This window comes from Methylobacterium sp. CM6244 (genome assembly GCF_054817885.1).
The window spans coordinates 4,484,490-4,509,402 of sequence record NZ_CM139247.1; the positions used below are offsets into that span (position 1 = coordinate 4,484,490).

At 67.1% G+C, this 24,913-nt stretch carries 21 protein-coding genes; 5 read left to right on the top strand and 16 right to left on the bottom strand.

What is annotated here, in order from left to right; all coding sequences use genetic code 11:
- Nucleotides 1-343: 343 nt before the first annotated feature.
- Both ACYQML_RS21015 and ACYQML_RS21020 read left to right on the top strand, forming a co-directional pair.
- On the top strand, nt 344-1,555 hold the full coding sequence (locus ACYQML_RS21015) for an SDR family oxidoreductase (RefSeq protein WP_461233937.1): 1,212 nt from the start codon (nt 344-346) through the stop codon (nt 1,553-1,555).
- 88 nt (nt 1,556-1,643) lie between these two features.
- Nucleotides 1,644-2,990, top strand: coding sequence for a PQQ-dependent sugar dehydrogenase (locus tag ACYQML_RS21020; protein WP_461233938.1), 1,347 nt, complete (start codon nt 1,644-1,646; stop codon nt 2,988-2,990).
- A 46-nt stretch (nt 2,991-3,036) separates the two neighbouring features.
- Here the strand turns inward: ACYQML_RS21020 and ACYQML_RS21025 are convergent, their stop codons facing one another.
- The 9 genes from ACYQML_RS21025 to ACYQML_RS21065 all read right to left on the bottom strand — a co-directional run bounded on the left by ACYQML_RS21025 (nt 3,037) and on the right by ACYQML_RS21065 (nt 11,213).
- Nucleotides 3,037-3,678, bottom strand: coding sequence for a L,D-transpeptidase (locus tag ACYQML_RS21025; RefSeq protein WP_419953845.1), 642 nt, complete (start codon nt 3,676-3,678; stop codon nt 3,037-3,039).
- Nucleotides 3,679-3,757: 79 nt separating this feature from the next.
- A complete protein-coding gene (locus tag ACYQML_RS21030) occupies nt 3,758-3,991 on the bottom strand; it encodes a hypothetical protein (protein WP_424753635.1) in 234 nt (77 codons plus the stop codon).
- A 112-nt stretch (nt 3,992-4,103) separates the two neighbouring features.
- A complete protein-coding gene (gene lpdA / locus ACYQML_RS21035) occupies nt 4,104-5,543 on the bottom strand; it encodes a dihydrolipoyl dehydrogenase (RefSeq protein ID WP_461233939.1) in 1,440 nt (479 codons plus the stop codon).
- On the bottom strand, nt 5,544-6,053 hold the full coding sequence (locus ACYQML_RS21040; protein ID WP_461233940.1) for an endonuclease domain-containing protein: 510 nt from the start codon (nt 6,051-6,053) through the stop codon (nt 5,544-5,546).
- Between the two features lie 173 nt (nt 6,054-6,226).
- Complete coding sequence (locus tag ACYQML_RS21045; RefSeq protein ID WP_461233941.1) at nt 6,227-7,636, bottom strand: pyruvate dehydrogenase complex dihydrolipoamide acetyltransferase; 1,410 nt, start codon at nt 7,634-7,636, stop codon at nt 6,227-6,229.
- Between the two features lie 43 nt (nt 7,637-7,679).
- Nucleotides 7,680-7,970, bottom strand: coding sequence for a DUF5076 domain-containing protein (locus ACYQML_RS21050; protein ID WP_018043098.1), 291 nt, complete (start codon nt 7,968-7,970; stop codon nt 7,680-7,682).
- Nucleotides 7,971-8,112: 142 nt separating this feature from the next.
- Nucleotides 8,113-9,558 (bottom strand): pyruvate dehydrogenase complex E1 component subunit beta, encoded by a 1,446-nt coding sequence (locus ACYQML_RS21055; protein WP_461233942.1) that lies wholly within the window; start codon nt 9,556-9,558, stop codon nt 8,113-8,115.
- Between the two features lie 135 nt (nt 9,559-9,693).
- Nucleotides 9,694-10,779, bottom strand: coding sequence for a pyruvate dehydrogenase (acetyl-transferring) E1 component subunit alpha (gene pdhA / locus ACYQML_RS21060; protein WP_056433397.1), 1,086 nt, complete (start codon nt 10,777-10,779; stop codon nt 9,694-9,696).
- A gap of 122 nt (nt 10,780-10,901) precedes the next feature.
- The gene (locus ACYQML_RS21065; protein ID WP_056433401.1) at nt 10,902-11,213 is read right to left on the bottom strand and encodes an FtsB family cell division protein; all 312 of its coding nucleotides are present in this window, start codon (nt 11,211-11,213) and stop codon (nt 10,902-10,904) included.
- Between the two features lie 69 nt (nt 11,214-11,282).
- Between ACYQML_RS21065 and ACYQML_RS21070 the strand changes: the two genes are divergently transcribed.
- Together ACYQML_RS21070 and mntR are read left to right on the top strand one after the other, a co-directional pair.
- Entirely contained in the window at nt 11,283-12,218 is a 936-nt protein-coding gene (locus ACYQML_RS21070) for a LysR family transcriptional regulator (RefSeq protein WP_461233943.1), read from the top strand.
- A gap of 64 nt (nt 12,219-12,282) precedes the next feature.
- Nucleotides 12,283-12,735: a manganese-binding transcriptional regulator MntR gene (mntR, locus tag ACYQML_RS21075; RefSeq protein WP_056433737.1), complete on the top strand. Its 453-nt coding sequence runs from the start codon at nt 12,283-12,285 to the stop codon at nt 12,733-12,735.
- Between the two features lie 71 nt (nt 12,736-12,806).
- Here mntR and ACYQML_RS21080 read toward each other — a convergent pair whose 3' ends face one another.
- The 4 genes from ACYQML_RS21080 to ACYQML_RS21095 all read right to left on the bottom strand — a co-directional run bounded on the left by ACYQML_RS21080 (nt 12,807) and on the right by ACYQML_RS21095 (nt 16,705).
- Entirely contained in the window at nt 12,807-13,421 is a 615-nt protein-coding gene (locus ACYQML_RS21080; RefSeq protein ID WP_311273970.1) for a hypothetical protein, read from the bottom strand.
- A gap of 181 nt (nt 13,422-13,602) precedes the next feature.
- A complete protein-coding gene (locus ACYQML_RS21085; protein ID WP_461233944.1) occupies nt 13,603-14,901 on the bottom strand; it encodes a type III PLP-dependent enzyme in 1,299 nt (432 codons plus the stop codon).
- Nucleotides 14,894-16,417, bottom strand: a complete 1,524-nt coding sequence (locus ACYQML_RS21090) for an AMP-binding protein (RefSeq protein WP_461233945.1) — start codon at nt 16,415-16,417, stop codon at nt 14,894-14,896. Before ACYQML_RS21090 ends, ACYQML_RS21085 begins: the two co-directional genes overlap by 8 nt.
- Nucleotides 16,418-16,420: 3 nt before the next feature.
- On the bottom strand, nt 16,421-16,705 hold the full coding sequence (locus ACYQML_RS21095) for an acyl carrier protein (RefSeq protein WP_461233946.1): 285 nt from the start codon (nt 16,703-16,705) through the stop codon (nt 16,421-16,423).
- A 310-nt stretch (nt 16,706-17,015) separates the two neighbouring features.
- Between ACYQML_RS21095 and aqpZ the strand changes: the two genes are divergently transcribed.
- Nucleotides 17,016-17,756 carry an aquaporin Z gene (gene aqpZ, locus ACYQML_RS21100; protein ID WP_461233947.1) on the top strand — a complete coding sequence of 247 codons (741 nt, stop codon included), beginning with the start codon at nt 17,016-17,018 and terminating at the stop codon, nt 17,754-17,756.
- Between the two features lie 169 nt (nt 17,757-17,925).
- Here aqpZ and ACYQML_RS21105 read toward each other — a convergent pair whose 3' ends face one another.
- Genes ACYQML_RS21105 through ACYQML_RS21115 form a run of 3 tightly spaced genes read right to left on the bottom strand, consistent with a single transcriptional unit; the run spans nt 17,926 to nt 24,625 of the window.
- Nucleotides 17,926-18,843 (bottom strand): transglutaminase family protein, encoded by a 918-nt coding sequence (locus tag ACYQML_RS21105; RefSeq protein ID WP_419952450.1) that lies wholly within the window; start codon nt 18,841-18,843, stop codon nt 17,926-17,928.
- On the bottom strand, nt 18,840-21,359 hold the full coding sequence (locus ACYQML_RS21110; RefSeq protein ID WP_461233948.1) for a circularly permuted type 2 ATP-grasp protein: 2,520 nt from the start codon (nt 21,357-21,359) through the stop codon (nt 18,840-18,842). The genes ACYQML_RS21105 and ACYQML_RS21110 overlap by 4 nt, the downstream gene beginning before the upstream one ends.
- Nucleotides 21,356-24,625, bottom strand: coding sequence for a transglutaminase family protein (locus tag ACYQML_RS21115; RefSeq protein ID WP_461233949.1), 3,270 nt, complete (start codon nt 24,623-24,625; stop codon nt 21,356-21,358). Before ACYQML_RS21115 ends, ACYQML_RS21110 begins: the two co-directional genes overlap by 4 nt.
- Nucleotides 24,626-24,913: the final 288 nt, after the last annotated feature.

Genomic DNA, 24,913 nt, shown 5'->3' on the forward strand with positions numbered 1-24,913 from the left:
TGTGATGCCCCGCTGCGTGGCGCAAGTTGCCCTGGCGGACCTGATATCGAGTTTTCCCAGACTGCGATCTTCGCGTGGATGGACGCAGGTCATGCAATGACAGGTTTAGGCTCGGTCAATCGGGTGGATGCACCTCGGTCCCGAGCGTAGTCAGCCTCACGGCGCAAGATATAATACAAAATTAACGATGTTTCTTAACCATGATTCGACTGAACCCGGCATAGATAGGGAAAATTTTACGTATTAATTTCCATACACTTGTCAGCATCTTGTTAACGATCCCTTAACTATCTTTGGGCTGCCGAAACGTCCGCCCGGATGTGCAGTCCTTGGAGCGAGTGCTGTGAGTCGAATTCTTCTGACAGGTGCGACAGGGCTCATCGGCGGTGCTGTCCTGCACCGCGCCCTGGTGGCGAAAACCGATGCCGAATGGGTCTGCCTAGTGCGCGCCTCCGACGAGGAGGCCGGGCGTCAGCGCATCGCGGCGCGTCTCGGCCGCTTCACGAGTGCCCTGAACGCCCAGCGGATGGCACAGCGCGTGGAGATCGTGGCGGGCGATTTCACCAAGGCCGACCAGATCGCCGATCCGCGTCTCGATTCCGTGACGCAGGTTCTGCATCTGGCCGCCGACACCTCGTGGTGGGCGCAGGAGAAGGTGCACCGGACCAACCATGACGGCACCCTGGCCCTGGCCCGGCGCGCGGCGCGGATGCCGCGGCTCGACCGTTTCCTGCATGTGAGCACGGCGATGATCTGCGGCGGCAAGCCGCCCACCATGGTGGACGAGACCCGCTACCCCGACCCCGACGCCGCGCATCTCGTGCATTACAGCGCGTCCAAAGCCGCCGCCGAGACGTCGCTCGCGGCCGGTTTCGCGGACCTGCCCCTGATCGTGGCGCGCCCCTCCATCGTGCTCGGCCATTCGACGCTGGGCGCCCGGCCGGGTTCGAGCATCCTCTGGGTGATCCGCGCCTGCGACCGGCTTCGGCTCGTCGCCGGCTCACGTGACGGGACCGTCGACATCGTCCCCACCGACTGGGTGGCCGACACCCTGGTGGAGATGCTCGCGAGGCCCGCCCTCGCCCACGGCACCTACCACCTCTCCGCCGGCACGGTGAGCCGCACCCGCTGGAGCGAACTCGGCCGCACCCTCGATCGCGTCGACCCGGCCGAGGGTCCGCGCCGCTACGAGGAATTCTCCGCCCGCGACCGGGCGACCCTTCACAGGCGCTTCACCGAGGTCTTCGGCATGGACGAGGCCATCAAGGTGGCGATGTTCCGGGCGCTCCAGGCCTATTACCGGTTCTGCGAACTCGACGTGACCTTCGACAATACCCGCCTCCTGGCGGAGGGCTTTGCCCCTCCCCCCGCGCTCTCGGAATACATCGGCCGCTGCATCGAGACCTCCGGCGAGATCGTCGACCAGTTCCGCGAGGATTTCGGCGGATTTGCCGGGGCGCCCGTGCGGGGCGAGCAGACCGCTCGTCCGAGGCCGTCCCAGCCCGATGGCGTCACGAACCGGACCGTGGCGCGACGGGGATCCGCCCCAGGGTGATCCCTCCCTCGCCGTAGCCAAATCTCACCTCGCCCATGTAATCTGAGCGAAGGGCGTCCGGCTCGGGCGCGGATACAGGGTCACCACCATGCGGAATCGATCGAAGCTCGGCCTTGCGGCCTTGGGCGTAGTGCTTCTTGGCGGAGCGGCATTCCTCCGCTTCGTCGTCTACCCCGAGAAGGCCAGTCTCGAAGCCTCGGCCGGAATAGGACCTGACCCCACCCTCCCCGCGCCGAACCCCACGCTGATGCCCACCGTCAACATCGCCCGCGTCGCCCGCTGGGAGAACGGCGCCAAGCCGAAGCCGGCCGCGGGGCTTCAGGTCGCGGCCTATGCGGCCGGGTTCGACCATCCACGCTGGATGTATCTCCTGCCCAACGGCGACGTGCTGGTGGCGGAGGCGAACAAGCCCAAGACCGACGACCCCTCCACCGGCATCGCCGACTGGGTCGCCGACAAGGTGAAGAGCATGGCCGGCGCCGGCGTGCCGAGCCCGGACCGGATCGTGCTCCTGCGCGACAAGGACGGCGACGGGGTTGCCGAGGAGCGCCACATGTTCCTCACCGGCCTGCACTCGCCCTTCGGCATGGCCCTGGTGGGCGGCGATCTCTACGTCGCCAATGCCGATGCCCTGGTGAAGGTGCCCTATGCGCAGGGCCAGACCGAGATCACCGCGAAGCCCGAGACGGTGGTCGAGCTACCGTCCGGCATCAACCACCATTGGACTAAGAACGTCATCGCGAGCCCGGATGGTAACAAGCTCTTCGTCACCGTGGGCTCGAACAGCAATGTCGGCGAGAACGGTCTCGACAAGGAGGTGGGCCGCGCCGCGATCTGGGAATACACGATCGGCACGAAGCAGATGCGCGAATTCGCCACCGGCCTGCGCAACCCCAACGGCCTCGCCTTCGAGCCCACCACCGGCGCGCTCTGGACGGCGGTGAACGAGCGTGACGAGATCGGCAGCGACCTCGTGCCCGACTACGTCACCTCGGTGAAGGAGGGCGGCTTCTATGGCTGGCCCTACAACTACTGGGGCAAGCATGTGGACGAGCGGGTCTCGCCGCAGAAGCCCGACCTCGTCGCCAAGGCCATCGCCCCGGACTACGCGGTCGGCACCCACACCGCGTCTCTGGGCATCGCCTTCTCCAACGGATCGACCCTGCCGGAGGCGTGGACAAACGGCCTCTTCGTGGCCCAGCACGGCTCATGGAACCGCCGCCCGAAGAGCGGCTACAAGGTGATCTATGTGCCCTTCAAGGACGGTAAGCCCACCGGCCAACCCGTCGAGGCGCTCACAGGCTTCCTCGATGCCGACGAGAAGGCGCAGGGGCGGCCCGTTGGCGTGATCCTCGACAAGACCGGGGCGGTGCTCGTGTCGGACGATGTGGGGAAGGTGATCTGGCGGGTGACCGGTGCGTCGCAGACGCAGTGAAACCGAACCGGGTCCCTGACGACCGGGAGGGAGGGGTTCTCCCTCCCTAGTATCCGTCGCCGTAGACAAGGACCGTTCCGTACCCACTACGTTCGTCAAGCGGATTGCGAGACACACGTGTGACCGGAGCGTCGTAGTAGTTTTCCTGCTCCCACGCCCGGTCTCGCGCGCTTTGAGAGACGACGCGACGTGCGCGCTCCGAGGAGCGAGCCACACGCTGCGGTTCGGACCGACGGAGGTTGGCGACGGGCGCATGAATGCTGCCCTCGACGGTGACACGCGTCCCGCCCATCCCCTGCTGCCTCACCAGCGCGAACAAAGTCGCGGCGTTGCGCGGCGAGAGCCGGACACAGCCATGCGAGGCCGGGCGGCCGAGATGGCGGGTCTGATGGGTGGCGTGGATCGCGTGGCCGGCGGGCGTGAAGAAGATCGCGTGCGGCATCGGCGCGTTGTCCCATTCGCGAGAGAAGTGCGTCTTCTCCATCCGGAACGGCCGATATGCGCCGTTCGGCGTGTCGTAGCGGGCGAGCCCCGTTGAGACCGGCCAGACATGCCGGGTCTCGCCGTCCACCGCGACACTCATGCGCTGCGCCTCCTTGTCGATGGTCACGCGCAACTCGGCCGAGGCGGGATGCGTCAGCGCCGCGAGGGCGAAGGCGGACAGGAGGGTGGCGAGACGGCGGCGCATGATCGTCCTCGGTGTGATGCGAGGGTACATGCACCGGCGGGGGCGCGCTTCAAGCGATGCGGTCTGCTTAACGCGCGCTTCAGCCCCTGAGGGCGGAGCGGACGTAACCCCGCGAAATCAACCGGCTGGTCTCGCGGGCCCGACGCTCGGCCTGCATCAGGTCTGACAGCGCGTCGGTGATGGCGCAGCGGAGCGCGATCTCCGCATCCCCCGCCGTGCTCGTCAGATAGGCCTGGGCGATATCCTCCACCGGACAGTGCAGGCCCGGCTCCGCCTCACCCTCGTTCCTGATCCTGGTCAGCGTCTTCGGCATGGCCCGTCTCCGACTCGCATTGAGAACGAAGACAGAACACGCCGTGACGGTTAACGGATCCTTACCCAGGTGGTTATAAGCCTGTGGACATCGGCACGATGATGTGCCGGACTCAGCTGTGGATCACCTTGCCGTAGGCGTCGAGCACGCTCTCGTGCATCATTTCGCTCAAGGTCGGGTGCGGGAAGACCGTGTGCATCAGGTCTTCTTCCGTCGTCTCCAGGTTCATGGCGACGACATAACCCTGGATCAGTTCGGTGACTTCCGCTCCCACCATGTGGGCGCCGAGCAGCTGGCCGGTCTTGGCGTCGAACACCGTCTTCACCAGCCCGTCCGGCTCGCCGAGCGCGATGGCCTTGCCGTTGCCGGCGAAGGGGAAGCGGCCGACCTTCACGGAGAAACCCAGCTCCTTCGCCTTGGCCTCGGTAAGGCCGACGCTGGCGATCTGTGGCTGGCAATAGGTGCAGCCGGGGATCTTGGCCTTGTCCATGGCGTGGGTGTGCAGGCCCTTGATCGTCTCGACGCAGAGCACGCCTTCGTGCTCGGCCTTGTGGGCGAGCATCGGCGGTCCGGCGACGTCGCCGATGGCGTAGATGCCCGGCACGTTGGTGTTGCCGAGCCCATCGGTGATGACGATGCCGCGCTCGATGCCGATTCCAAGCTTCTCGAGACCGAGATTCTCGATGTTGCCGACGACGCCCACCGCCGAGATCAGCTTCTCCGCCGTCAGCTGCTGGCTCTTGCCGTCCGTGGTCTCGATGGTAGCGGTGACGGAATCTGCCGCCTTCTCCACCTTCGTCACCTTGGCGCCGGTGAGGATCTTGATGCCCTGCTTCTCGAAGCGCTTGCGGGCGAGGCCGGCGATCTCGGCATCCTCCACCGGCAGGATCTGCGGCAGCAGTTCGATCACCGTCACCTCGGCACCCATGGTGCGGTAGAACGAGGCGAACTCGATGCCGATGGCGCCCGAGCCCATGACGAGCAGGCTCTTCGGCATCGTCTCCGGCACCATGGCCTCGTAATAGGTCCAGATCTGTTGTCTGTCCGGCTCGATGCCCGGGATCGCGCGTGGGCGGGCGCCCGTGGCGACGATGATGTGCTTGGCCGAATAGGAGCCGGCGGCGAGCGCACCCTTCGGCGCGGGGGCGCGGCTCGTCTCCTTCACCGTGACCTTGCCGGGCTCGTTGCCCTTGGCGGCGGCCTCGATGGTGGCCTCGCCCCAGATCACATCGACCTTGTTCTTCTTGAGCAGCATGCCGACGCCGCCGTTGAGCCGGGTCGAGACGCCGCGCGAGCGCTTGACGATGGCGGCCGTGTCGAACCCGACTTTCTCCGCCGACAACCCGTAATCGGAAGCGTGCTGCATGTAATGGTAGATCTCGGCCGAGCGCAGCAGCGCCTTCGTGGGGATGCAGCCCCAGTTCAGGCAGATGCCGCCGAGATGCTCTCGGTCCACCACCGCGGTCTTGAACCCGAGCTGTGCCGCCCGGATGGCCGCGACGTAGCCCCCGGGGCCTGCGCCGATGACGAGGATGTCGTAGGTGTTGGACATTCAGGGCTCCGCGGTCTCTCCTCCCCCTTGCGGGGAGGAGGTAGGAGGTGGGGGTGGTGCCGGATGAAACGGGTAGGGTGCCGATTGGCCCATCGCCGCCTCCAATTCGGTCTCGGGTGAGACACGTGACGACGGGTCGGACAGTGCGGCGAATATCGTCTCGAGGACGGTGTCGATCCGCAGCATGACGTCTGCATTGGTGAATCTGAGAACGCGGAAACCTCTCTCTTCGAGAGCGAGCGTGCGGGTTTCATCGTAAGCGGCCATGTGGTCGTGGCTATGCTGCCCGCCATCGACTTCGACGATCATGCGCGCGGACAGACAACAGAAATCAGCGACGTAAGGACCGAGGGCAACCTGACGACGGAAATGCGAGCCTTCGATCGGCAGGCAATGCCTCAGGTGCCGCCACAATCGCCTCTCCGCATCTGTCGATGTTCGGCGCAGGGTCTTCGCATTCAGTGCGGCGCGTGGAGAGACAGAGTGTCGAGGCGGTTCCTTCCATGGCATCGGCTGTCGCCTCCCGTGAACCCCACCAAGCTCGCGCACCTCCCTCCCCCTTGTGGGGAGGGATCGAGGGTGGGGGTGGCTCCGCCGGACTCCGCAGTGGGTCACCCAGTCACCCCCACCTCCAACTCCTCCCCACAAGGGGGAGGAGGGCTCGTTCAGTCTGGTCCGAAAGACTAGACCAGCATCCCCATCGGGTTCTCGATCAGGCTCTTGAAGGCCGAGATCAACTCGGCGCCGAGTGCCCCGTCGAGGACGCGATGGTCGCAGGACAACGTGGCGGTCATCACCTGGACCACGGCCGGGGCGCCGTCCTTCACCACGACGCGCTTCTCGCCCGCACCCACCGCCAGGATCGAGGATTGCGGCGGGTTGATCACCGCCGTGAAGTGCTTGATGCCGAACATGCCGAGGTTCGACACCGAGGTGACGCCGCCCTGGTACTCCTCCGGCTTCAGCTTCTTGGCCCGCGCCCGCCCGGCAAAGTCCTTCATCTCGTTCGAGATGGTGGACAGCGTCTTCTGGTCGGCCTTGCGGATGACGGGCGTGAACAGCCCGCCGTCGATGGCCACCGCCACGCCGACCTCGGCATTGTTGAAGCGCAGGATCCGGTCCTCGGCCCAGACCGCGTTGGCGGCCGGCACGCGCATCAGCGCGAGGCCCATCGCCTTGATGACGAAATCGTTCACCGAGAGCTTGAACAGCGGCTTGCCGTCCTTGGTGGTGCCGGCGCTCTTGTTGAGCTGTTCGCGCAGGGCCATCAGCGCGTCGAGCTCGCAATCCACCGTGAGGTAGAAATGCGGGGCCACCTGCATCGCCTCGGTGAGGCGCTTGGCGATGGTCTTGCGCATGCCGTCGAGGGGAACCTCCTCGAACGTGCCCTTCTGGTAGAAGCCGCGCACCTGATCGGTGGTCAGCCCCTGTGCGGCGGCCTTTGGTGCGGGCGCTGGCGCGGCGGGAGCCGGAGCGGCCGCCGGCGCTGCGGCGGGGGCGGCTGCCTTCGGTGCGCCGGCCTTGGCCGAGCCGCTGGCGATGGCGGCGCGGACGTCGCGCTCGATCACGCGGCCATGCGGGCCGGAGCCCGAGACGGCGGAGAGGTCGATGCCTTCGAGCTTGGCGATGCGGCGCGCCAGCGGCGAGGCGACGATGCGGCCGCCCTGCCCTGCTTGGGGCGCGGCATCCGGCTTGGCTCCGTCCGGCGCCGCGTCGACTCGCGCGTAGGATTTGTGGCCGTCGCCGGGGGTGGCGTTCAGTGCGGGCGTGTCGCTCTTCGGAGCGTCTGCCTTGGGAGCCTCCGCTTTTGCGCCGCCGTCGCCCGAAGCCTCGACGGTCTTCGGGTCCTCACCCTCGGAGGCGATGATGGCGATGAGATCGTTCACCGGCACGTCGGCGGTGCCCTCGGCCACGACGATCTTGGCGAGGATGCCCTCGTCGATGGCCTCGACTTCCATCGTAGCCTTGTCGGTCTCGATCTCGGCGAGGACGTCGCCGGATTTGACGGCGTCGCCTTCCTTCTTGAGCCACTTGGCGAGGTTGCCCTTCTCCATCGTCGGCGACAGGGCGGGCATCAGGACGTTGATGGGCATCGTTATGAATCCTGATCGTCAGCGGATGGGCATGGCGGGGCGTTCAGTTGAGTGTGCCGCCGGGCGGCAAGTCGGGGTCGAAGCTCTCGGAATCGAGACCGGCGCGGATACGCTCGAACGCCTCTTCCTCCGACATCTCGGTCTCCAGCGCGTAGACCCGGGCGGCCTGACGGGCGAGGTCGATGAGAAGACGGCCCCAGGTATAGGGATCGTCGAAGGAGCGGCGCAGAGCCACGCTCACCGCGCCGTCCACTACGCTGGCACGCACCACCTCGATGCCACCATTGTTCAGGGCGTCGGGGGGAGCGGAGAGTTCCTGGAACTTGTCGGTCATGGTGCTGCTCTACTCTCCTCCCCCTTGTGGGGAGGAGTTTGAGGTGGAGGTGGTTGGGCGACCCTCGACGTGCGGAGGCTGGCGGAAGCACCCCCACCCTCGATCCCTCCCCACAAGGGGGAGGGAAGTTGGCGCGGTAGGCTCAGCGATAGCAGACCGCCTTCACCGCCTGGATCACTTCGGCGACGTTGGGCAAGGCGAGTTTCTCGAGATTGGCGGCGTAGGGCATCGGGACATCCTTGCCGGTGACCCGCAGGACCGGGGCGTCGAGGAAGTCGAAGGCATCGGCCATCAGGCGGGCGATGATCTCCGCGCCGATGCCCGATTGCGGGAAGCCCTCCTCGACGGTGACGCAGCGGCCGGTCTTCTTCACCGATTCCACGATCGTGTCGGTATCCATCGGGCGGAGCGTACGCAGGTCGATGACCTCCGCGTCGATCCCCTCTTCGGCCAAAGCCTGCGCCGCCTTCAGCGCGTAGGTCATGCCGATGGAGAAGGAGACGATGGTCACGTCCTTGCCGGTGCGGTGGATGCGCGCCTTGCCGATGGGGAGCACGAAATCGTCGAGCTTCGGCACCGGGAAGCTCTGGCCGTAGAGGATTTCGTTCTCGAGGAAGATCACCGGGTTCGGGTCGCGGATCGCGGCCTTGAGCAGGCCCTTGGCGTCGGAGGCCGTATAGGGCGCGATCACCTTGAGGCCGGGCACGTTGGAGTACCAGGCGGAGTAATCGTGGCTGTGCTGGGCGCCGACGCGGGCGGCAGCGCCGTTGGGACCACGGAACACGATGGGACAGCCGAGCTGGCCGCCGGACATGTAGAGGGTCTTGGCCGCCGAGTTGATGATGTGGTCGATCGCCTGCATGGCGAAGTTGAAGGTCATGAACTCGACGATGGGCCGCAGGCCGGTGAAGGCGGCACCGGCCGCGATGCCGGCGAAGCCGTGCTCGGTGATCGGCGTGTCGACCACCCGGCGGGCGCCGAATTCCTGCAGCAGGCCCTGGGTCACCTTGTAGGCGCCCTGGTACTCGGCGACTTCCTCGCCCATCACGAAGACCGAATCCTCGCGGCGCATCTCCTCGGCCATGGCGTCGCGGAGCGACTCGCGCACGGTCATGGTGACCATTTCGGTGCCGGCCGGGAATTCCTCCATCACCGGCGCGGGGGCCTTGTTGGTGATGACGGCCGGGGCGGCGGGAGCGTTCGGCTTGTCGTCGCCCGATTTTTCCGTGGCGGCCGGTGCAGAGGCCTGGCCCTCGGCCTGCATCGTCGGCGTCGGGGCCGATTGTGCCGGGTTCGAAGCCTCCGGCTTCGAACCGCCGCCCGCCGCCGCCGCGGCCACATCCTCGCCTTCACCGGCGATGATGGCGATCGGCGTGTTCACCTTCACGCCCTCGGTGCCTTCCTCAATGAGGATCTTGGCGAGGACGCCTTCGTCGATGGCCTCGACTTCCATCGTGGCCTTGTCGGTCTCGATCTCGGCGAGGACATCGCCGGATTTGACCGCGTCGCCCTCCTTCTTCAGCCACTTGGCGAGCTTGCCTTCCTCCATCGTCGGAGACAGCGCGGGCATCAGGATGTCGGTCGCCATGAGGTTTTTTATCCGTAGGTTGGCGGGCGGCCTTCTGGAGAGGAAGCAGCGGCTTCTCGGTCCCTCGCTGCGGCTCTCCCCCGTGCCGTCATGGCAGGGGGATGCCCCGGCTCGGGGAGCGTCGCGAGGCCTGTCTTAGGCGCGGGCTTCCAGCAGGATGTCGGTCCAGAGCTCGGACGGATCCGGCTCGGGATCGTGCGTGGCGAACTCGGCCGCGTCGTTGACGGTCTCGCGGACCTTGGCGTCCGTGGCCTTGAGGTCCGCTTCCGGCACCCCGTGCATCTCGATCAGGCGCTTGCGCACCATCTCGATCGGGTCGTGCTCGTCGCGCATCTTGGAGACTTCGTCCTTGGTCCGGTACTTCGCCGGATCGGACATCGAGTGGCCACGATAGCGGTAGGTCTGCATCTCGAGGATGTAGGGTCCCTGCCCGGAGCGGGCATGCTCCACCGCGCGGCTCGCCGCCTCACGGACGGTGCGGACGTCCATGCCGTCCACCTGCTCGCCGGGGATGCCGAAAGAGATGCCGCGCCTGGAGAAATCGGTCTGCGCCGAGGCGCGTGCCACCGACGTGCCCATGGCATAGCGGTTGTTCTCGATCACGTAGACCACGGGCAGCTTCCAGAGCTGGGCCATGTTGAAGCTCTCGTAGACCTGGCCCTGGTTGGCGGCGCCATCGCCCATATAGGTCAGGCTGACTTTGCCGTTCTTCCTGTAGGCGTCGGCGAAACCGAGACCGGTTCCGAGGGAGACCTGGGCGCCGACGATGCCGTGGCCGCCAAAGAACTGCTTCTCCTTGGAGAACATGTGCATCGAGCCGCCCTTGCCGCGGGAATACCCGCCGCGGCGGCCGGTCAGCTCGGCCATCACGCCCTTCGGGTCCATGCCGCAGGCGAGCATGTGGCCGTGGTCGCGGTATCCGGTGATGGTCTGGTCGCCTTCGACCGAGGCCATCTGCATGCCGATCACGACGGCTTCCTGGCCGATATAGAGGTGGCAGAACCCACCGATCAGGCCCATGCCGTAGAGCTGGCCCGCCTTCTCCTCGAAGCGCCGGATCAGCAGCATTTCGTGATAGGCGTGGAGGTCTTCTTCACGCGTGAATTGTGGTGTGTTCGGCGCGGGGGCATGCTCCGGAGCGTTGCTGGCCCCCGTACCCAACTGAGCCGAACCCTTGGCCGAATCGGCTTTCGCCTGCCCCGCTTCGTTGGCGGCATCCATCGGCTTTCCTCCCGTGAACGGCTATTCTGAACCGTTTCTAGGACAGGGTTTTCCGGAAAGCGAGGCCGTCCAGTCGACAGATCGTCGGAGTTGTCAGGCGGAATGCGACGGGACAAACACGATCATGGGTTGATGATGACAACATCGTTCGCGTGGACGCGCCCCAGCACGATGCGGGCACGTTCCTCGAGGAGATCGCGGTCGATCTGGTCGCTGCGCAGGAGTGCCACCCGGTGTTCCCAGATCGCCCGGTCCGCCTTGGCGGCCGTGAGCTCCTGCTTCAACCCATAGGCCTGGATCTTGAGCGCGCGCTTGGCCTCCAAGCCGCGATTGCCGCTCTCGGCCTGATGAACGAAATATCCGACCACGAGCGCGGACACGGCGTAGAGGCCGAGCGGCATGAGAACGGAACGGACGCGACGACGGACCACCATGTTTCGAGCATCGCGTCACAGGGTTAAGGATGTGTTTCCAATGTGGCCTCCTTTCGACGGGTTTGCCCGATGATGCGTTTCGACCTCGTCGATCTCGGCCTGTTTCGCCACGTGGCCGAGGCGGGGTCGATCACGCATGGGGCGGCCCGGGCGAACCTGGCGCTCGCCGCCGCGTCGAGCCGGATCCGGGCGATGGAGGTTTCCCTCGGGGCGGCACTCCTCAGCCGGAGCCGCCAGGGCGTGCTTCTCACCCCGGCGGGCCGCGCGCTGCTCGCTCATGCGCGCGGCCTTCTGGAGGGGGTCGACCGGATGCAGGGCGATCTCGCCGCCTATGCCGGCGGAGCGATCGGCCAGATCAAGGTCCTGTCGAACACCCACGCGCTGACCGAATTCCTGCCGGAAGCCCTGAGCGCCTATCTCGCCCTCCATACCGGCGTGAGCGTCGATATCGTCGAGCGGACGTCGGACGAGATCGTCGGTCTCGTGGCGGAGGGAGCCGCCGATCTCGGCATCGTCTCCGGCACGGTGGATACCGGCACCCTGGAGACCCACCCGTTCCGCCAGGACAGGTTCGTGGCGGTGCTGCCCTCCGGCCATCCGCTGGGGGAGCGGGACGGCGTGCTGTTCGCCGATGTGCTGGATTACGACCTCGTCGGCCTCGATCGGGCGAGCGCCATCACCCGCTTCCTCGCCGACAAGGCCATGCGCACCGGGCGGCCGCTCATGCGGCTGCGGGTCCAGCTGCGCGGCTTCGATGCGGTGTGCCGGCTGGTGGAATGCGGCGTCGGGCTCGGGATCGTCCCCGAAACCACCGCCCGGCGCGCCGCGCGCTCCATGGGCCTCGACATCGTGCCGCTCCTCGACCCATGGGCGGCGCGCGACCTCACCATCTGCCTGCGATCCCTCGAAGCGCTACCGGTTTTCGCCCGGGAATTCGTCGCTCACCTGCGCGTGGGCGCATCACGGCCCGGTTTAGGGCTCCCCTCGGGCGCCGGCCTTGGCTAAACACGGCTCGGGAACGGAATGGTCCGTGTCCGTGACACCGATGAAGCAAGGGGTGCCCGGCATCATGCAGGATTCGTCGCGATCCATGCCCGACGCCCCTCTGGTCGATCCGGACGTCCATGTGGAGAGCTTCCGGCAGGCACGCGAGGCGCGCCGCCTCGAACTCGTCGAAGATTACGTGGAGTTGATCGCCGATCTCATCGGTGATGGCGGCGAGGCGCGGCAGGTCGATATCGCCGCACGCCTCGGCGTCGCCCAGCCCACCGTCGCCAAGATGCTGAAACGCCTGGCCGAGGACGGCCTCGTCCAGCAGCGCCCCTATCGCGGCGTGTTCCTCACCGAGAGCGGGCGCATGCTCGCGGTCCAGAGCCGCGAGCGCCATCGGATCGTCGAGCATTTTCTCTGTGCCCTCGGGGTCAGCGCCGAGACCGCGCGGCGCGATGCCGAAGGAATCGAGCATCACGTGAGCGCCGAGACGCTGGAGGCTTTTCGCGACTTCACGGAGCGCAAGGCCTGAAGGGGTCGAAGCTCAAGGGGCTGGCATGTCACGGAGAGGTGCCGGCCTTCGCCCCGTGGTCGAACGGAACGCTACGGTTTTCGCGCGAAGACATGCCGCGTCGAGCGGCTCGACGGCAGGACCGAGGTCGTTTCCCCTTCGCGCAAAGGCCGGGCGCTCCCGCCGATCTCGCGCCACCCGCCCCAGCTGGGTCCGGTCGCGGACTCCTTGGATGCCTGGATGATGCCGTCCGAGACGGAAAGATGCCCGGTTGCGACGCCGCGTATCATTTCGGGCGCGTATTGCCGGGCCGCGATCCCGAACAGCGAGATCCCTTTGCTGCCTGGCGCCAGCAGGGTGCCGAGCGCGCCCTCAGGTGGTTCGCCGGCGAGGCGCATGACGCTGGTGTTGGAATCGAGGACGGCCGCTGCCGCTTCGATGTCGCCCTTTGCCAGGAGCCGGCCGGCGCGGGTGATGCGCACCTCGTAGCCGTATCCATCCCGGTCGCGATACAGGCGGGTCAGGCCGAGTTGCAGGGATTCGCAGATCATCAGCACGTGGTCGCGGGCGTATTCGTCGCTCGTCATGACCGTGGGGAAATCGCTCCTTCCCGTGTGCGTGCTGGCGGCGATGTGCTCGAGGAATTCGAGCTTGGTGGATTTCCGCCTGATCGTGCCGCCGCCTTTCAACCGGGGTACCTCCCGCACCGCATTCGAACGTCATCGGGGCAACGAGGGCCCCACACAGCTCCCGAAGTCGGATGCCCCACGACGAGTCTCCGACCGTCACGTAGCTTTCGCGAGGGGACGTTAAGGCTGTGAGGGTTTCCGTTCTCTTGCCAAACCCCCTCAGTCTGAAACGATCTCATCCGTACGGAGGACGGGAGCGTCAGTCCGACCTCAGTGCTCCGCCGATCTCCCGTGCCGCGCCGCCATCCACGAGGAGCTCCACCGGGCGCGGGTGGCTGAGAAAGCCCGTGGGGCTCGCCGTCAGGCCGTAGGCCCCCGATTGCAGCACGGCGATGAGGTCTCCTGCCGCGAGGTCCGGCAGCGCTGTGGCGCGGGCGAGCATGTCTAGGGGCGTGCAGAGCGGGCCGACGACGGCGCAGGGCGAGCGTGGCCCGCCCCGGTCCACCACGACGGTGACGGGATAATCGCGCTTGACCACCTGTCCGAGATTGCCGGAGGCGGCGAGATGATGGTGCATGCCCCCATCGGTGATGACGAAGCGGCTGCCCCGCGAGACCTTCACGGCCCGCACCCGCGCCACGTAGAGCCCGGCCGGCCCGGCGAGGAACCGTCCGGGTTCGAGCACGATCCGCGCCTCCCTGAGGCGGGGATCTGACTTCACACGGGCGATCAGCGGCGGCATGCCGTCCCGGATGGCGGCGAGGTCGAGCTGCGTGTCGGTGGAGAAATAGGGGATGCCGAGGCCGCCGCCGAGGTCGATCGTCTCCAGCGGACGCGCGATCCGGTCCGCGACCCGCGCCGCCAGCGACAATCCATAGGCCCATTGGGACAGGAGCGTCGCGGCGACGAGCCCTTGCGTCCCGGCAAAGAGGTGGATGCCGGACAGGTGCAGGCGCGGCTCGGCCTCCACCGCATCGACGATCGCATCCAGTTCCTCCTCGTCGAAGCCGAAGGGCGAGGGTTTGCCGCCCATCCGCATGGCGCCCCCCTGCGCGTCGGGCCCCGGATTGATCCGGATCGCCACGCGCTGATCGACGCCGTGGCGTCCGGCGGCCTCGGCCACGCGCCGCATCTCCTCGCTGTTCTCCAGATGGATCTCACCGATCCCACCGGCGACGGTGGCCTCGATGTCGAAATCGCTCTTACCCGGCCCGGCGAACAGGATGTGTCGGGGTTCGACGCCGGCCGCCCAGGACGCGGCGAATTCCGCGCCGGAGGCGATCTCGGCCCCCGCCCCCTCGTCGCGGAAGACCCGGATCACCTCGGGTGCCGGATTGGCCTTTACCGAATAATCCACCACGGCGAAGCCCGAGACCGCATCGGCAAGGTCGCGATAGGCCCGTCTCAGAAGGTCGGCATCGTAGACGAAGAGTGGCGTGCCGTGAGCCTCGGCGAGGTCGCGCAGGTCGAGCCCGCCCACCCGGAGCACACCGTCCGACCGGGGGAAATGTGCCGCCACGAGGCGATCCGCGAGGCTGTCGCCGGCCGTGTCAGACATAGCTCGTCCGTTCCGCCACGAGGCGCTTGTAATCGACCTTACCGTTCGGCGTCGTCGGTAGGGCCGGGACGCTCTCGACGGCACGTGGGACCATGTGCGGGGGAAGGCTCCGCCGCACGTCCTGCAGCACCTCGGCTCGGGCAGGACCGCCCTCCGCCGGCACCGCCACCGCATGGATGCGTTGACCGAGGGCGGCATCCGGCAGGCCGATAACCGCCACGGCCCGGAAGGCCCCGGTTTCCATCAGCGCCTCCTCGACTTCGGTGGGGCTGACGCGGAACCCGGCGCTCTTGATCATCGCGTCCTCGCGGCCGAGGAAGCGAAAGTAACCGTCCTCGTCTTCCACGACGAGGTCGCCCGAGCGGCAGACGAGGGTACCGTCCCCCGGAAAGCGCGGGTCAGGCACGAGCACCCGGGCGGTGTCCCCGGGCCGGTTCCAGTAGCCGAGGGACACGGTGGGCCCGCGATGGTGCAGGATACCCGGCTCTTGGGGCCGGCTCCGCTCTCCCTCTGCCGTCACCGCGAAGATCTCGGTCTCCGGGATGGCGCGGCCCATGGAGCCCGGGCGCATCTCCAATTCCTCCGGTGGAAGGAAGGTGGAGCGAAAAGCCTCGGTGAGGCCGTACATGAGTACGATCCCGGTCTGCGGCAGCGCCTTGCGCAGCCTCGAAACCGTCTCCAGCGGCACCGCTCCGCCGGAATTGGTGATCAACCGCAGGCTCGAAAGATCGGCCTTTCCCAGTCTCGGCGCCGCGCGGGTCAGCAGCGTCCAGAGGGTGGGGACGCCGGCGAGCACGGTGATCCGATGCCGTTCCAGCGCACCCACCACCTCGTCTCCGAAGCGGAACTCCAGCAGGACGAGGCAAGCACCCTGCTCGACGCTCGTGAGCAACTGGTTGAGGCCGTAATCGAAGGAGAATGGCAGGACGGAGAGGATGCGGTCGTCCGCCGTGATCGCCAGGTAAGTGCGCACGATCCGGGTGCCGGCCAGGAGATTGGCATGGCTGAGCATCACGCCCTTCGGCAGACCGGTGGAGCCGGACGTGTAGAGGATCGCGGCGAGGCCGGGCGGCGGCGATGTCACGGATTCCGGTTGCAGCCGGACGATGATTGGGAATTCGGGAACCCCTCCCTCCCCCGTTGAGGGTGGAAAGTGTGAGGGGGGCAGATCGAGGGCCGAGAGCAAGGTCGCGTCGATGATGAGGAAGCGAGCGCCGCAATCGGCGAGGATATGCGCCACCTGACGCGGGCGCAGGCTCGGATGGATCGGCACGAACACCGCCCCGATCCGGCTGATGGCGAAGATCGCCGTGCATTCGGCAAAGGATTTCGGAAGCAGGATCGCGATGCGGTCGCCGGGCTCCGCGCCCTGGCTCCTCAAACGTACTGCGAGATCATCCACCCCGGCCCGCATCCCGCCATAGCTCAGCCGTTCGGTGCCGGCGACGATGGCGATCCGCTCGGGCGCACATGCCGATCCGTCGAGGAGGTCGTGCAGCAGTGCGGGCGCCGACATATCCTAACGCTGCGCCTCAGCCCGCTTGGCGTCGACGAAGGCGGCCAGCGCGTCGATGCTTTCGAAATGCGTGAGTTCGAACGCGTCGTCCTCGATCTCGAAGCCGAACCGGTCGCTGAGCTCCATCATCAGATCGAGCACGCCGATGGAATCGAGGGCATCGCTGGTGACGAGGGACGTCTCGCCCGTGATGGCCCCTGGCGCGAGGCCGGGGTTGCGGCCAACGATGAAGGCGAAAATCGCCTCTCGCGCGGCGGCATGGGTGTCGACCACATTTGTCTCGACCACGTTCCAGCCTCCCCATCGGTCATTCCGCCGACCGTCGCCGCCCATAGCGAGGTCGACAGGGCAAGTCCATGAGTCACGCGGACGTGCTCCGAGCCGGCAAGTCATCCAGCATACGAGAGGAATGGGGCCGCGCCGGGTTTCCGGATACGGAGGCGAGACATCACAGGGTGATGGTCTCGGTAGCACCGAATTGGTGATTGCGAAGTTTCTGGATGAAAACTAGTCTATCCGTGCGAATATTGATTATCGGGTCGATTCTTCGGTCGTGAATATCGGATTGTCGTCCCTTTGCATTTGGGCGGAGATTGTCATGACGCATGATACGATCCGGCGAGCGACCGCTGAATTTTTTGGAACATTCTGGCTGACTTTCGGTGGCTGCGGCGCAGCCGTCGTTTCAGCGGCCTATCCCGAATTAGGGATCGGATTTCTCGGGGTGGCCTTCGCCTTCGGGCTGACTGTCCTGACGATGGCCTACGCCGTCGGGCACATTTCGGGCGGCCATTTCAATCCCGCCGTCACCGTCGGCCTGTGGTCAGCCGGCCGTTGCGCCGACCACCACGTGATTCCCTACATCGTGGCGCAGGTCGTCGGAGCCGTGTTCGGTGCCGGCGTGCTCTACCTCATCGCCTCCGGCAAGGCTGGATGGGTGCCCGGCGGCTTTGCCTCGAATGGCTACGGCGACCTCAGCCCAGGCAAGTATGGATTGCTCTCCTGCTTCCTCGTGGAGGTTCTCGCGACCTTCTTCTTCCTGTTCATCATCATCGGGACGACATCGAAGGGCGCCGCCACCGGATTTGCCGGTATTCCCATCGGCTTTGCCCTGGTGCTGATCCACCTCATCTCGATCCCGATCACCAACACCTCCGTCAATCCTGCGCGTAGCACCGGTCCGGCCCTGTTCGCGGGGGCCGAGGCGATGGGCCAGCTTTGGCTGTTCTGGCTGGCACCGGTGCTCGGTGCCGTGATGGCCGGGGCCATGGCGCGCTGGCTCTACGAGCCGGACACGATCATCGAGACGACGATCGTCGAGAAGCGGACTCCGGCGTAGGAATCGACGGAACCCATTCCGTCTCGCGACCTCATCCTGAGGGACCGACGAGGCCTCCATGACACGCGGCGTTCCTTGAAGGCCTCGACGCTCGGCGTTCCCCGGCGGCCTCCGTCGAGGCGCTCGCTTCGCTGTGGCACCTAGGGATCGCGCGGGACAATGCTCGAAATCAGGCCGTTTCGGTTTCCGGCTCGCCCGCCGATTCCGGCATCGCTTCGCCGTCCGGGATCACATCCACCTCGACCTTGAGCTTCTGCGGGCCGGAAGAGGAGACGATGCCGTCGATGGGCGAGACGTCGGTGTAGTCGCGGCCCCGCGCCACCACGATGTGGTCGTCGCAGGCGCCGATATTGTTGGTGGGATCGAGGCCGATCCAGCCATCCCCGCACCAGACCGAGACCCAGGCATGGCTGGCATCGGCGCCGCGCAGGCGCGGCCGGCCGGCGGGGGGGATCGTGCGGATGTAGCCGCTGACATAGGCCGCCGGCAGGCCGAGCCCGCGCAGGCCGGCGATCATGATATGCGCGAAATCCTGGCACACCCCGGCCTTGAGGGCGAAGGCCTTGGCGAGGGGCGTGTGAACCGTTGTGGCCTTCGCGTCGAATTTGAAGTCCGCACGCATGCGCCGCATCAGGTCGACGGCTCCGCCATATGCGCTACGACCGGGTGTGAAACTCGCCCGCGCATAGTCGGTCACGTCCGGGTCGAGGGGAACCCTGACGCTCGGGAACACGAAATGCACGGGGGCGTCGGGCGCCATCGACCGCCCGGAAATCGCTGCGTCGCGCACCGATTCCCATGCCATGCCGGATTCGGGCGGCGGCAGCGGCGGACGCTCCACCTTGACCCGCGACAGGGCTTCGACCCGCAACTCGTTATGCGGCGTGTCGATCAGGAAGGTCACCACGTCGAGGCCGAAATAGTCGCGCCGCACCGTGCGGGTTTGCGGAGCCGGCGAAATCGTCAACTCACTGGACAGGACACTCTGCCCCTCCCCGTCCCGCGGCTGAAGCCGCAGGGAGCAGCGGGCGTAACGGACGGGCTTGCCGTAGCGGTAGGTGGTGAGGTGGCGCAGCGTATAGATCACGCGAGCCCCACGAGCTTCTCCGGACGCATGGCGTGCGGGCCGTTGGGGAAGTAGCGGGTGACGATCGCGTCGGCGAGGCCCTCGAAGGCGTTCTCCAGGCGCGTCAGGGCGGCGCCGTCGAGTTCCGATGCTTCGCCGGTGGTGAATTCGGCGGCCAGCTTGAGAGCGAGGCGCTGGTGCGTCTCCGGTAGGCCGTCGACGCGCAACACCGGCAGGTCGGCGAGATGCCGGCAGATCGCTTCCACCTGGAACGCGACGGAGCGCGGGTTGAACGGGTCGAGGAGCACCATGTCGCGTACTGGGTCGATCGCCACGCCCTGCATGTAGCGCGCGCCGAACGAGACGTGCGAGTCGCACAGGGACAGCATGACCCCGAGATCCTCGGCTGTCGCCTCGTCCCCGGCGAAACTGGCGGCGAAGGAGCAGGTGTTGATCGCCCGCTCGATCCGGCGTCCGAGATCGACGAAGTGCCAGCCGGCGGTCCGGTTCATGTTCTCCTGGGCGAGACCGGCCAGGGCGGCGATGTGGCTGAGGGCACGCTCCGCCAGGCCGAGGAGCTCGGCTTCGGCCAGTTCCTTCGCCTCGTCGAGTTCCAGGAGATCCTTCAGGTCGGCGAGCACGCGCCATGCCTCGCTGGAGAGCCTTTCGCGTAGGGAGGCCGCGTTATGGCGTGCCGACACGCTGTGCGAGAGGGCCGAGCCGTAGGTGAGGCGTCCGCTTAGGGCTTCCTGCGCGAGCTTGGCCGTCGGCAGGTCGGGCGCTTCGATGGCGCCCCATTCGTCGAGCAGGGCGCGGATCCGCAGGGCCGTCGGCGCCGTCTCGTCGCCCGCCATGTCGGCGATCACCGCGTTCCCGACGCTGCCGAGATGGGCGATGACGAGGCGGATCACCGCCTCCGCCCGCTCGACGTAGCGGCCGAACCAGAACAGGTTGTCGGCCGCGCGAGACGGCAGGTGCCCGGCGATGCGGCGAACCCTGGGCGCGCCCGGATGCATCAGCGAGACCGGTTCGACCGGACGGTCCGAGAGGACCCAGACATCCGCCGATTTGATCCCGGCCCGCATCTCGATCGGGTTCACGTCGGGCCGCTCCGAGATGCGGCAGAAGCCGCCCGGCATCACGCGCCAGCCGTCCGGCGTCGCCGCCGCGAAGACCCGCAGGACGAAGGGACGGGGCACGAGGCGCATCCCGTCCTCTCGACGCTCCCAGCCCGGCATGGTCGAAAGCGGCGCCTGTTCCTGGGCGATGTAGTCGAAGGGCCTGTCGCGCAGGGCCGCCACCACGCGCTCGCGCTCGGCGACGATCGCGTGCGGTCCGAGGATGGCGTCGCGACCCATCCCCTTGGTCGGCGTCGCCACCGGCCGGAGGTTGAGGTGTTCGAGGTTGTCGCGGACATGCGCGAGCGCGTCGGGATCGCCGCACCACCAACTCTTCAGCCCTTCGAGGCTGAGATCGGTGCCGAGGAAGTAGCGGGCGATGCGCGGCAGGTAGGCGCCCAGCGCACCCGATTCGAGGATGCCGGACCCCGGCATGTTGCCGACGACGAGACTGCCGTTGCGCAGAGCCTCCAGTACTCCGGAGATGCCGAGGCGCGAGGCCGGGTTCAGTTCGAGCGGGTCGACATAGTCGGAATCGATGCGCCGCCACAGCACGTCGGTGCGCTTCAGCCCGGAGACGGTGCGCACGTGGAGCGCGCCGTCCTGCATCACGAGGTCGTCACCCTCCACCAGCAGCAGGCCGAGATAGCGCGCGAGCGCCGCCTGCTCGACATAGGTGGAGCTCAACGGCCCGGAGGTGAGAAGGCCGATGCGCGGGTCGCTCCGCTGCGCGCCCATGACCAGCCCGTCGCGAAACGCCTGGAAGAACGGGGCGAGGCGCTCGACATGGAGGTCGGCATAGAGGTCCGGGAAGGCGCGGGTGAGCACCATCCGGTTCTCCAGCGCGTAGCCGGGACCGGAGGGAGCCTGCGTCCTGTCGGCGAGGACACGCCAGCGCCCGTCCGGCCCCCGGCCGATATCGGCGGCGTAGAGTTTGAGCCAGCGCCCGCCGGGCGGCTTCACCCCTGAGAGCGGTCGCAGGAATTCCGGGCTGCCGGCCACGAGGGCAGCCGGCAGCACGCCCTCCGACACCATCCGGCCGGGGCCGTAGATGTCGGAGATGATGGTTTCCATCAGCTCCGCGCGCTGGACGATGCCGGTGCTGAGGGCGCGCCATTCGGCGCTCTCGATCACGAGAGGGAGGGAACTCAGTGGCCAGGCATGCTCGCGCTGGTCGCCGTAGATCCGGTAGGAGATCCCGGTATCGCGGATATGCCGCTCCGCCGAGGCGAAGCGGGTGGTGATCTCGGTTCCGCTCAGGGTCCCGAGCCGGTCCAGCAGGCGGGGCCAGGCACCGAGATGCGCGCCTCCCGCCCCCACGAACTCGTCCGGGATACCGGGCCGAGGCTGGTAGTCCGAGGTCCAGCGCGCAAGACGCTTCGCCCGTCCTCCGGCTTGCGCCTCGGCCATATCCGTCATCTGGGTGCGGGTGTCCTGAGGTCGAGCGTGAGCGGGTACTCGCGGCTGATCTCCTCGACCGGCATCTCGACCTTGCCGGGCGTGTGGCCATGGGCCTGGAAGCGTGCGAGCCGCCGGCCCTCGGCCTCGTAGGTGTTCACCGGGAAGGTCTCGTAGTTTCGGCCGCCGGGATGGCTGACATGGTAGCGGCAGCCGCCGATCGAGCGTCCGCTCCACGCATCGAGGATGTCGATGGTGAGGGGCGAATGCGCCGGGATCGTCGGGTGCATCGAGGAGGCCGGCTGCCACGCCTTGAAGCGCAGGCCCGCCACCGCTTCGCCCACCGTGCCGGTGCCGGTCATCGGAAGGCGCCGGCCGTTGCAGCTGATGATGTGGCGGCCGGGGACGAAGCCTTCGACCTTGACCTGCAGACGCTCCACCGAGCTGTCCACGTACCGCACCGTTCCACCGATCGACCCCTCTTCGCCCAGCACGTGCCAGGGCTCCAATGCCTGCCGCAGTTCCAGCTTGACGCCGCCCTGTTCCACCGTCCCGAAGACCGGGAAGCGGAACTCGTACTGAGCCTGGAACGCCGCCGGGTCGAAGTCGTAACCGGCTTGGCGGAGGTCTTCCAGCACGCCGAGGAAATCCGTCCAAAGGAAGTGGGGCAGCATGAAGCGATCGTGCAGGCCCGTGCCCCAACGGACACAGCCGCCTTCCTGCGGTTCGCGCCAGGCCCAGGCGACGATGGCCCGCAGCAGCAATTGCTGGGCGAGGCTCATGCGCGGGTCCGGCGGCATCTCGAAGGAGCGGAACTCCAGGAGGCCGAGGCGACCGGTGGGGCCGTCCGGGGAGTAGAGCTTGTCGATGCAGATCTCGGAACGGTGGGTATTGCCGGTGACGTCCACGAGGATGTTGCGGAAGATCCGGTCCACGAGCCAGCGCGGGATGTTGGGCTCGTCGGGTTTCGGCACCTGCGCAAGGGCGATCTCGAGTTCGTAGAGCCCGTCGTGCCGGGCCTCGTCCATGCGCGGGGCCTGGCTCGTCGGGCCGATATAGAGCCCGGCGAACAGGTAGGAGAGCGAGGGGTGGCGCTGCCAGTAGAGCACGAGGCTCTTCAGCAGGTCGGGCCGGCGCAGGAACGGAGAATCCGCCGGGGTGGCACCGCCGAGCACCACGTGGTTGCCGCCGCCGGTGCCGGTATGGCGGCCGTCGGTCATGAATTTCTGTGCGCCGAGGCGGATCTGGCGGGCATCCTCGTAGAGCTCGCTCGTGATGGTGACGGCCTCGCGCCACGAGGTCGCGGGATGCACGTTGACCTCGATCACGCCCGGATCGGGGGTGACCTTGATGACGTTGAGGCGCGGATCGAACGGCGGCTCGTAGCCCTCGATATGCAGGGGCTGCTTCAGTTCGGCGGCGACGGCCTCGAGATGACCGATGAGTTCGAGATACTCGTCCACACGCTGCAGCGGCGGCATGAACACCCGCAGAACCCCATCCCGGGGCTCGACCGCCAGGGCGGTGCGCACGGCGACGCCGGTGACGCCCGATCCGTTCTCGGTCTTCGTGCCGGGATGACCTTCGGGGAGCACGCCCCGCTCCTCCAGCGGATCCTGTGGCTGATAATAGGGGTAATGCTCCGGCGGCACGAAGGGCAGCGAGCTCAGGGGCAGGCGATATCCGACCGGCGAATCACCCGGTGTCAGGAAGGCGTGGGTACGGCGGAACTCCCAGGGCTCCGAGATCCAGCGACGGTCGTCGGGATCGTCCTTACCCATGGGCAGGCTCGCCAGGGGAAGAGCATAGCCGGCGGCCTCGCCGAGGCCGCGCTCGAACACCCGCGCGATACGGGCATTGGTCTCGGGGTTCGGAAACTTGGCGTCGGAGGTGGTGACGTTGATCGGCAGCTCCTCCCGCTTCTCCTCCCAATAGATCGGGTCTTCGAAGGCGGGGAACACGTAGGTTTCGAGGCCGAGGCGCTTGGCGACGCCGTCGATCAGCGCCTTCGCCTTGCTGGAGGTGGCGTCACGCGGGCCGTCCTCCTTGGCGACGAGGTCGGGATTGCTCCAGATCGGCTTGCCGTCCCGGCGCCAGTACAGGGCGAAGGCCCAGCGCGGCAGGCTCTCGCCCGGATACCATTTGCCCTGGCCGTAATGCAGCATGCCGCCCGGTCCGAAGCGGGTGCGCAGGCGCCGGATCAGCTTGTCGGCGAGGCCGCGCTTGGTCGGCCCCACGGCGGCGGCGTTCCACTCCGCCGATTCGAAATCGTCGATGGAGACGAAGGTCGGCTCGCCGCCCATGGTCAGGCGCACGTCCTGTTCGGCGAGATCGAGGTCGATCCGCTCGCCCAGCGCATCCATCTTGGCCCAGACCTCCTCGGAGAAGGGCTTCGTGATGCGCGGGGCTTCCGCCACGCGAGTCACCGTCATCTCGAAGCCGAACTCCACCTCGGCGGGTTCGGCGAGGCCGGAAATCGGCGCGGCGGATTGATAATGCGGGGTGGCGGCAAGGGGGATATGGCCCTCGCCGCAGAGGAGGCCCGACGTGGCGTCGAGGCCGATCCAGCCGGCACCCGGCAGGTAGACCTCGGCCCAGGCATGAAGATCGGTGAAGTCCGTGCTGGTGCCCGCCGGCCCGTCGACGGCGGTGGTGTCGGGAACGAGCTGGATCAGGTAGCCGGAGACGAAGCGCGCGGCGAGGCCGATGCGGCGCAGCACCTGGACCAGGAGCCAAGCGGAATCGCGGCAGGAGCCGCTCTTCAGTGTCAGCGTCTCGGACGGTGTCTGGACACCGGGCTCCATGCGGACGCCGTAGGTGATCTCGGAAGCGATCATGGCGTTGAGGGCCACGAGGAAGAGCACGGTGTTGGGCTGTTCCGGCAGCCGCTCGAGCAGGGCGTCGATCTCGGGGCCCACCGCGTCGTCGGTGACGAGATAAGGCTTCAGCTCCGCGGTCAGGTCGCTCTCGTAAGCGAAGGGGCGGGTCTGGGCATAATCCTCGACGAAGAAATCGAACGGGTTGATGACCGCCATCTCGGCGGTCAAATCGACCTCGATCTTCAATTCGGTGGTCCGCTCGGGGAAGACCAGACGGGCGAGCCAGTTCCCGTTCGGGTCCTGCTGCCAGTTGATGAAGTGGTTCTCCGGCAGGATCTTGAGGGAATAGGCCGGCACGGTCGAGCGCGTATGCGGCGCGGGGCGCAGGCGGATCACCTGCGGTCCGAGCTGGATCGGCCGATCGTACTTGTAGTGAGTGACGTGGTGCAGAGCGGCTTTAATGGACACGGGGACTCCCGCTGGTTCGGACGTGAGACCGGGCGCGCGGCGGACGCGCGGCGGTGGCGGGAAACCGGAGCGCATCACCGAAGCGCCCCACGGTTGTCATCGGCGTTTTGAGGCCGAATGACCATAGGCTGTGATCGCCGCCGACGGCAGTCGAAATCGGTGCTAGTCTACAGCGGCGTTGCCCTACCGGGCGATGGGAGGTGACGACGTTCATCACGTGAGCAGATTGGCCCTGGCAGTTCAGACAGACGGCATGGCGACGCTGCCCGCCGTCGAGCAGAAAGCAAA

Bases quoted from the DNA above. Each gene is read 5' to 3' on its own strand.
- ACYQML_RS21020 (WP_461233938.1), top strand. From the start codon at position 1,644: ATGCGGAATCGATCGAAGCTCGGCCTTGCGGCCTTGGGCGTAGTGCTT.
- ACYQML_RS21025 (WP_419953845.1), bottom strand. From the start codon at position 3,678: ATGCGCCGCCGTCTCGCCACCCTCCTGTCCGCCTTCGCCCTCGCGGCG.
- ACYQML_RS21030 (WP_424753635.1), bottom strand. From the start codon at position 3,991: ATGCCGAAGACGCTGACCAGGATCAGGAACGAGGGTGAGGCGGAGCCG.
- lpdA (WP_461233939.1), bottom strand. From the start codon at position 5,543: ATGTCCAACACCTACGACATCCTCGTCATCGGCGCAGGCCCCGGGGGC.
- ACYQML_RS21040 (WP_461233940.1), bottom strand. From the start codon at position 6,053: ATGCCATGGAAGGAACCGCCTCGACACTCTGTCTCTCCACGCGCCGCA.
- ACYQML_RS21045 (WP_461233941.1), bottom strand. From the start codon at position 7,636: ATGCCCATCAACGTCCTGATGCCCGCCCTGTCGCCGACGATGGAGAAG.
- ACYQML_RS21050 (WP_018043098.1), bottom strand. From the start codon at position 7,970: ATGACCGACAAGTTCCAGGAACTCTCCGCTCCCCCCGACGCCCTGAAC.
- ACYQML_RS21055 (WP_461233942.1), bottom strand. From the start codon at position 9,558: ATGGCGACCGACATCCTGATGCCCGCGCTGTCTCCGACGATGGAGGAA.
- pdhA (WP_056433397.1), bottom strand. From the start codon at position 10,779: ATGGATGCCGCCAACGAAGCGGGGCAGGCGAAAGCCGATTCGGCCAAG.
- ACYQML_RS21065 (WP_056433401.1), bottom strand. From the start codon at position 11,213: ATGGTGGTCCGTCGTCGCGTCCGTTCCGTTCTCATGCCGCTCGGCCTC.
- ACYQML_RS21070 (WP_461233943.1), top strand. From the start codon at position 11,283: ATGATGCGTTTCGACCTCGTCGATCTCGGCCTGTTTCGCCACGTGGCC.
- mntR (WP_056433737.1), top strand. From the start codon at position 12,283: ATGCAGGATTCGTCGCGATCCATGCCCGACGCCCCTCTGGTCGATCCG.
- ACYQML_RS21085 (WP_461233944.1), bottom strand. From the start codon at position 14,901: ATGTCTGACACGGCCGGCGACAGCCTCGCGGATCGCCTCGTGGCGGCA.
- ACYQML_RS21090 (WP_461233945.1), bottom strand. From the start codon at position 16,417: ATGTCGGCGCCCGCACTGCTGCACGACCTCCTCGACGGATCGGCATGT.
- aqpZ (WP_461233947.1), top strand. From the start codon at position 17,016: ATGACGCATGATACGATCCGGCGAGCGACCGCTGAATTTTTTGGAACA.
- ACYQML_RS21110 (WP_461233948.1), bottom strand. From the start codon at position 21,359: ATGACGGATATGGCCGAGGCGCAAGCCGGAGGACGGGCGAAGCGTCTT.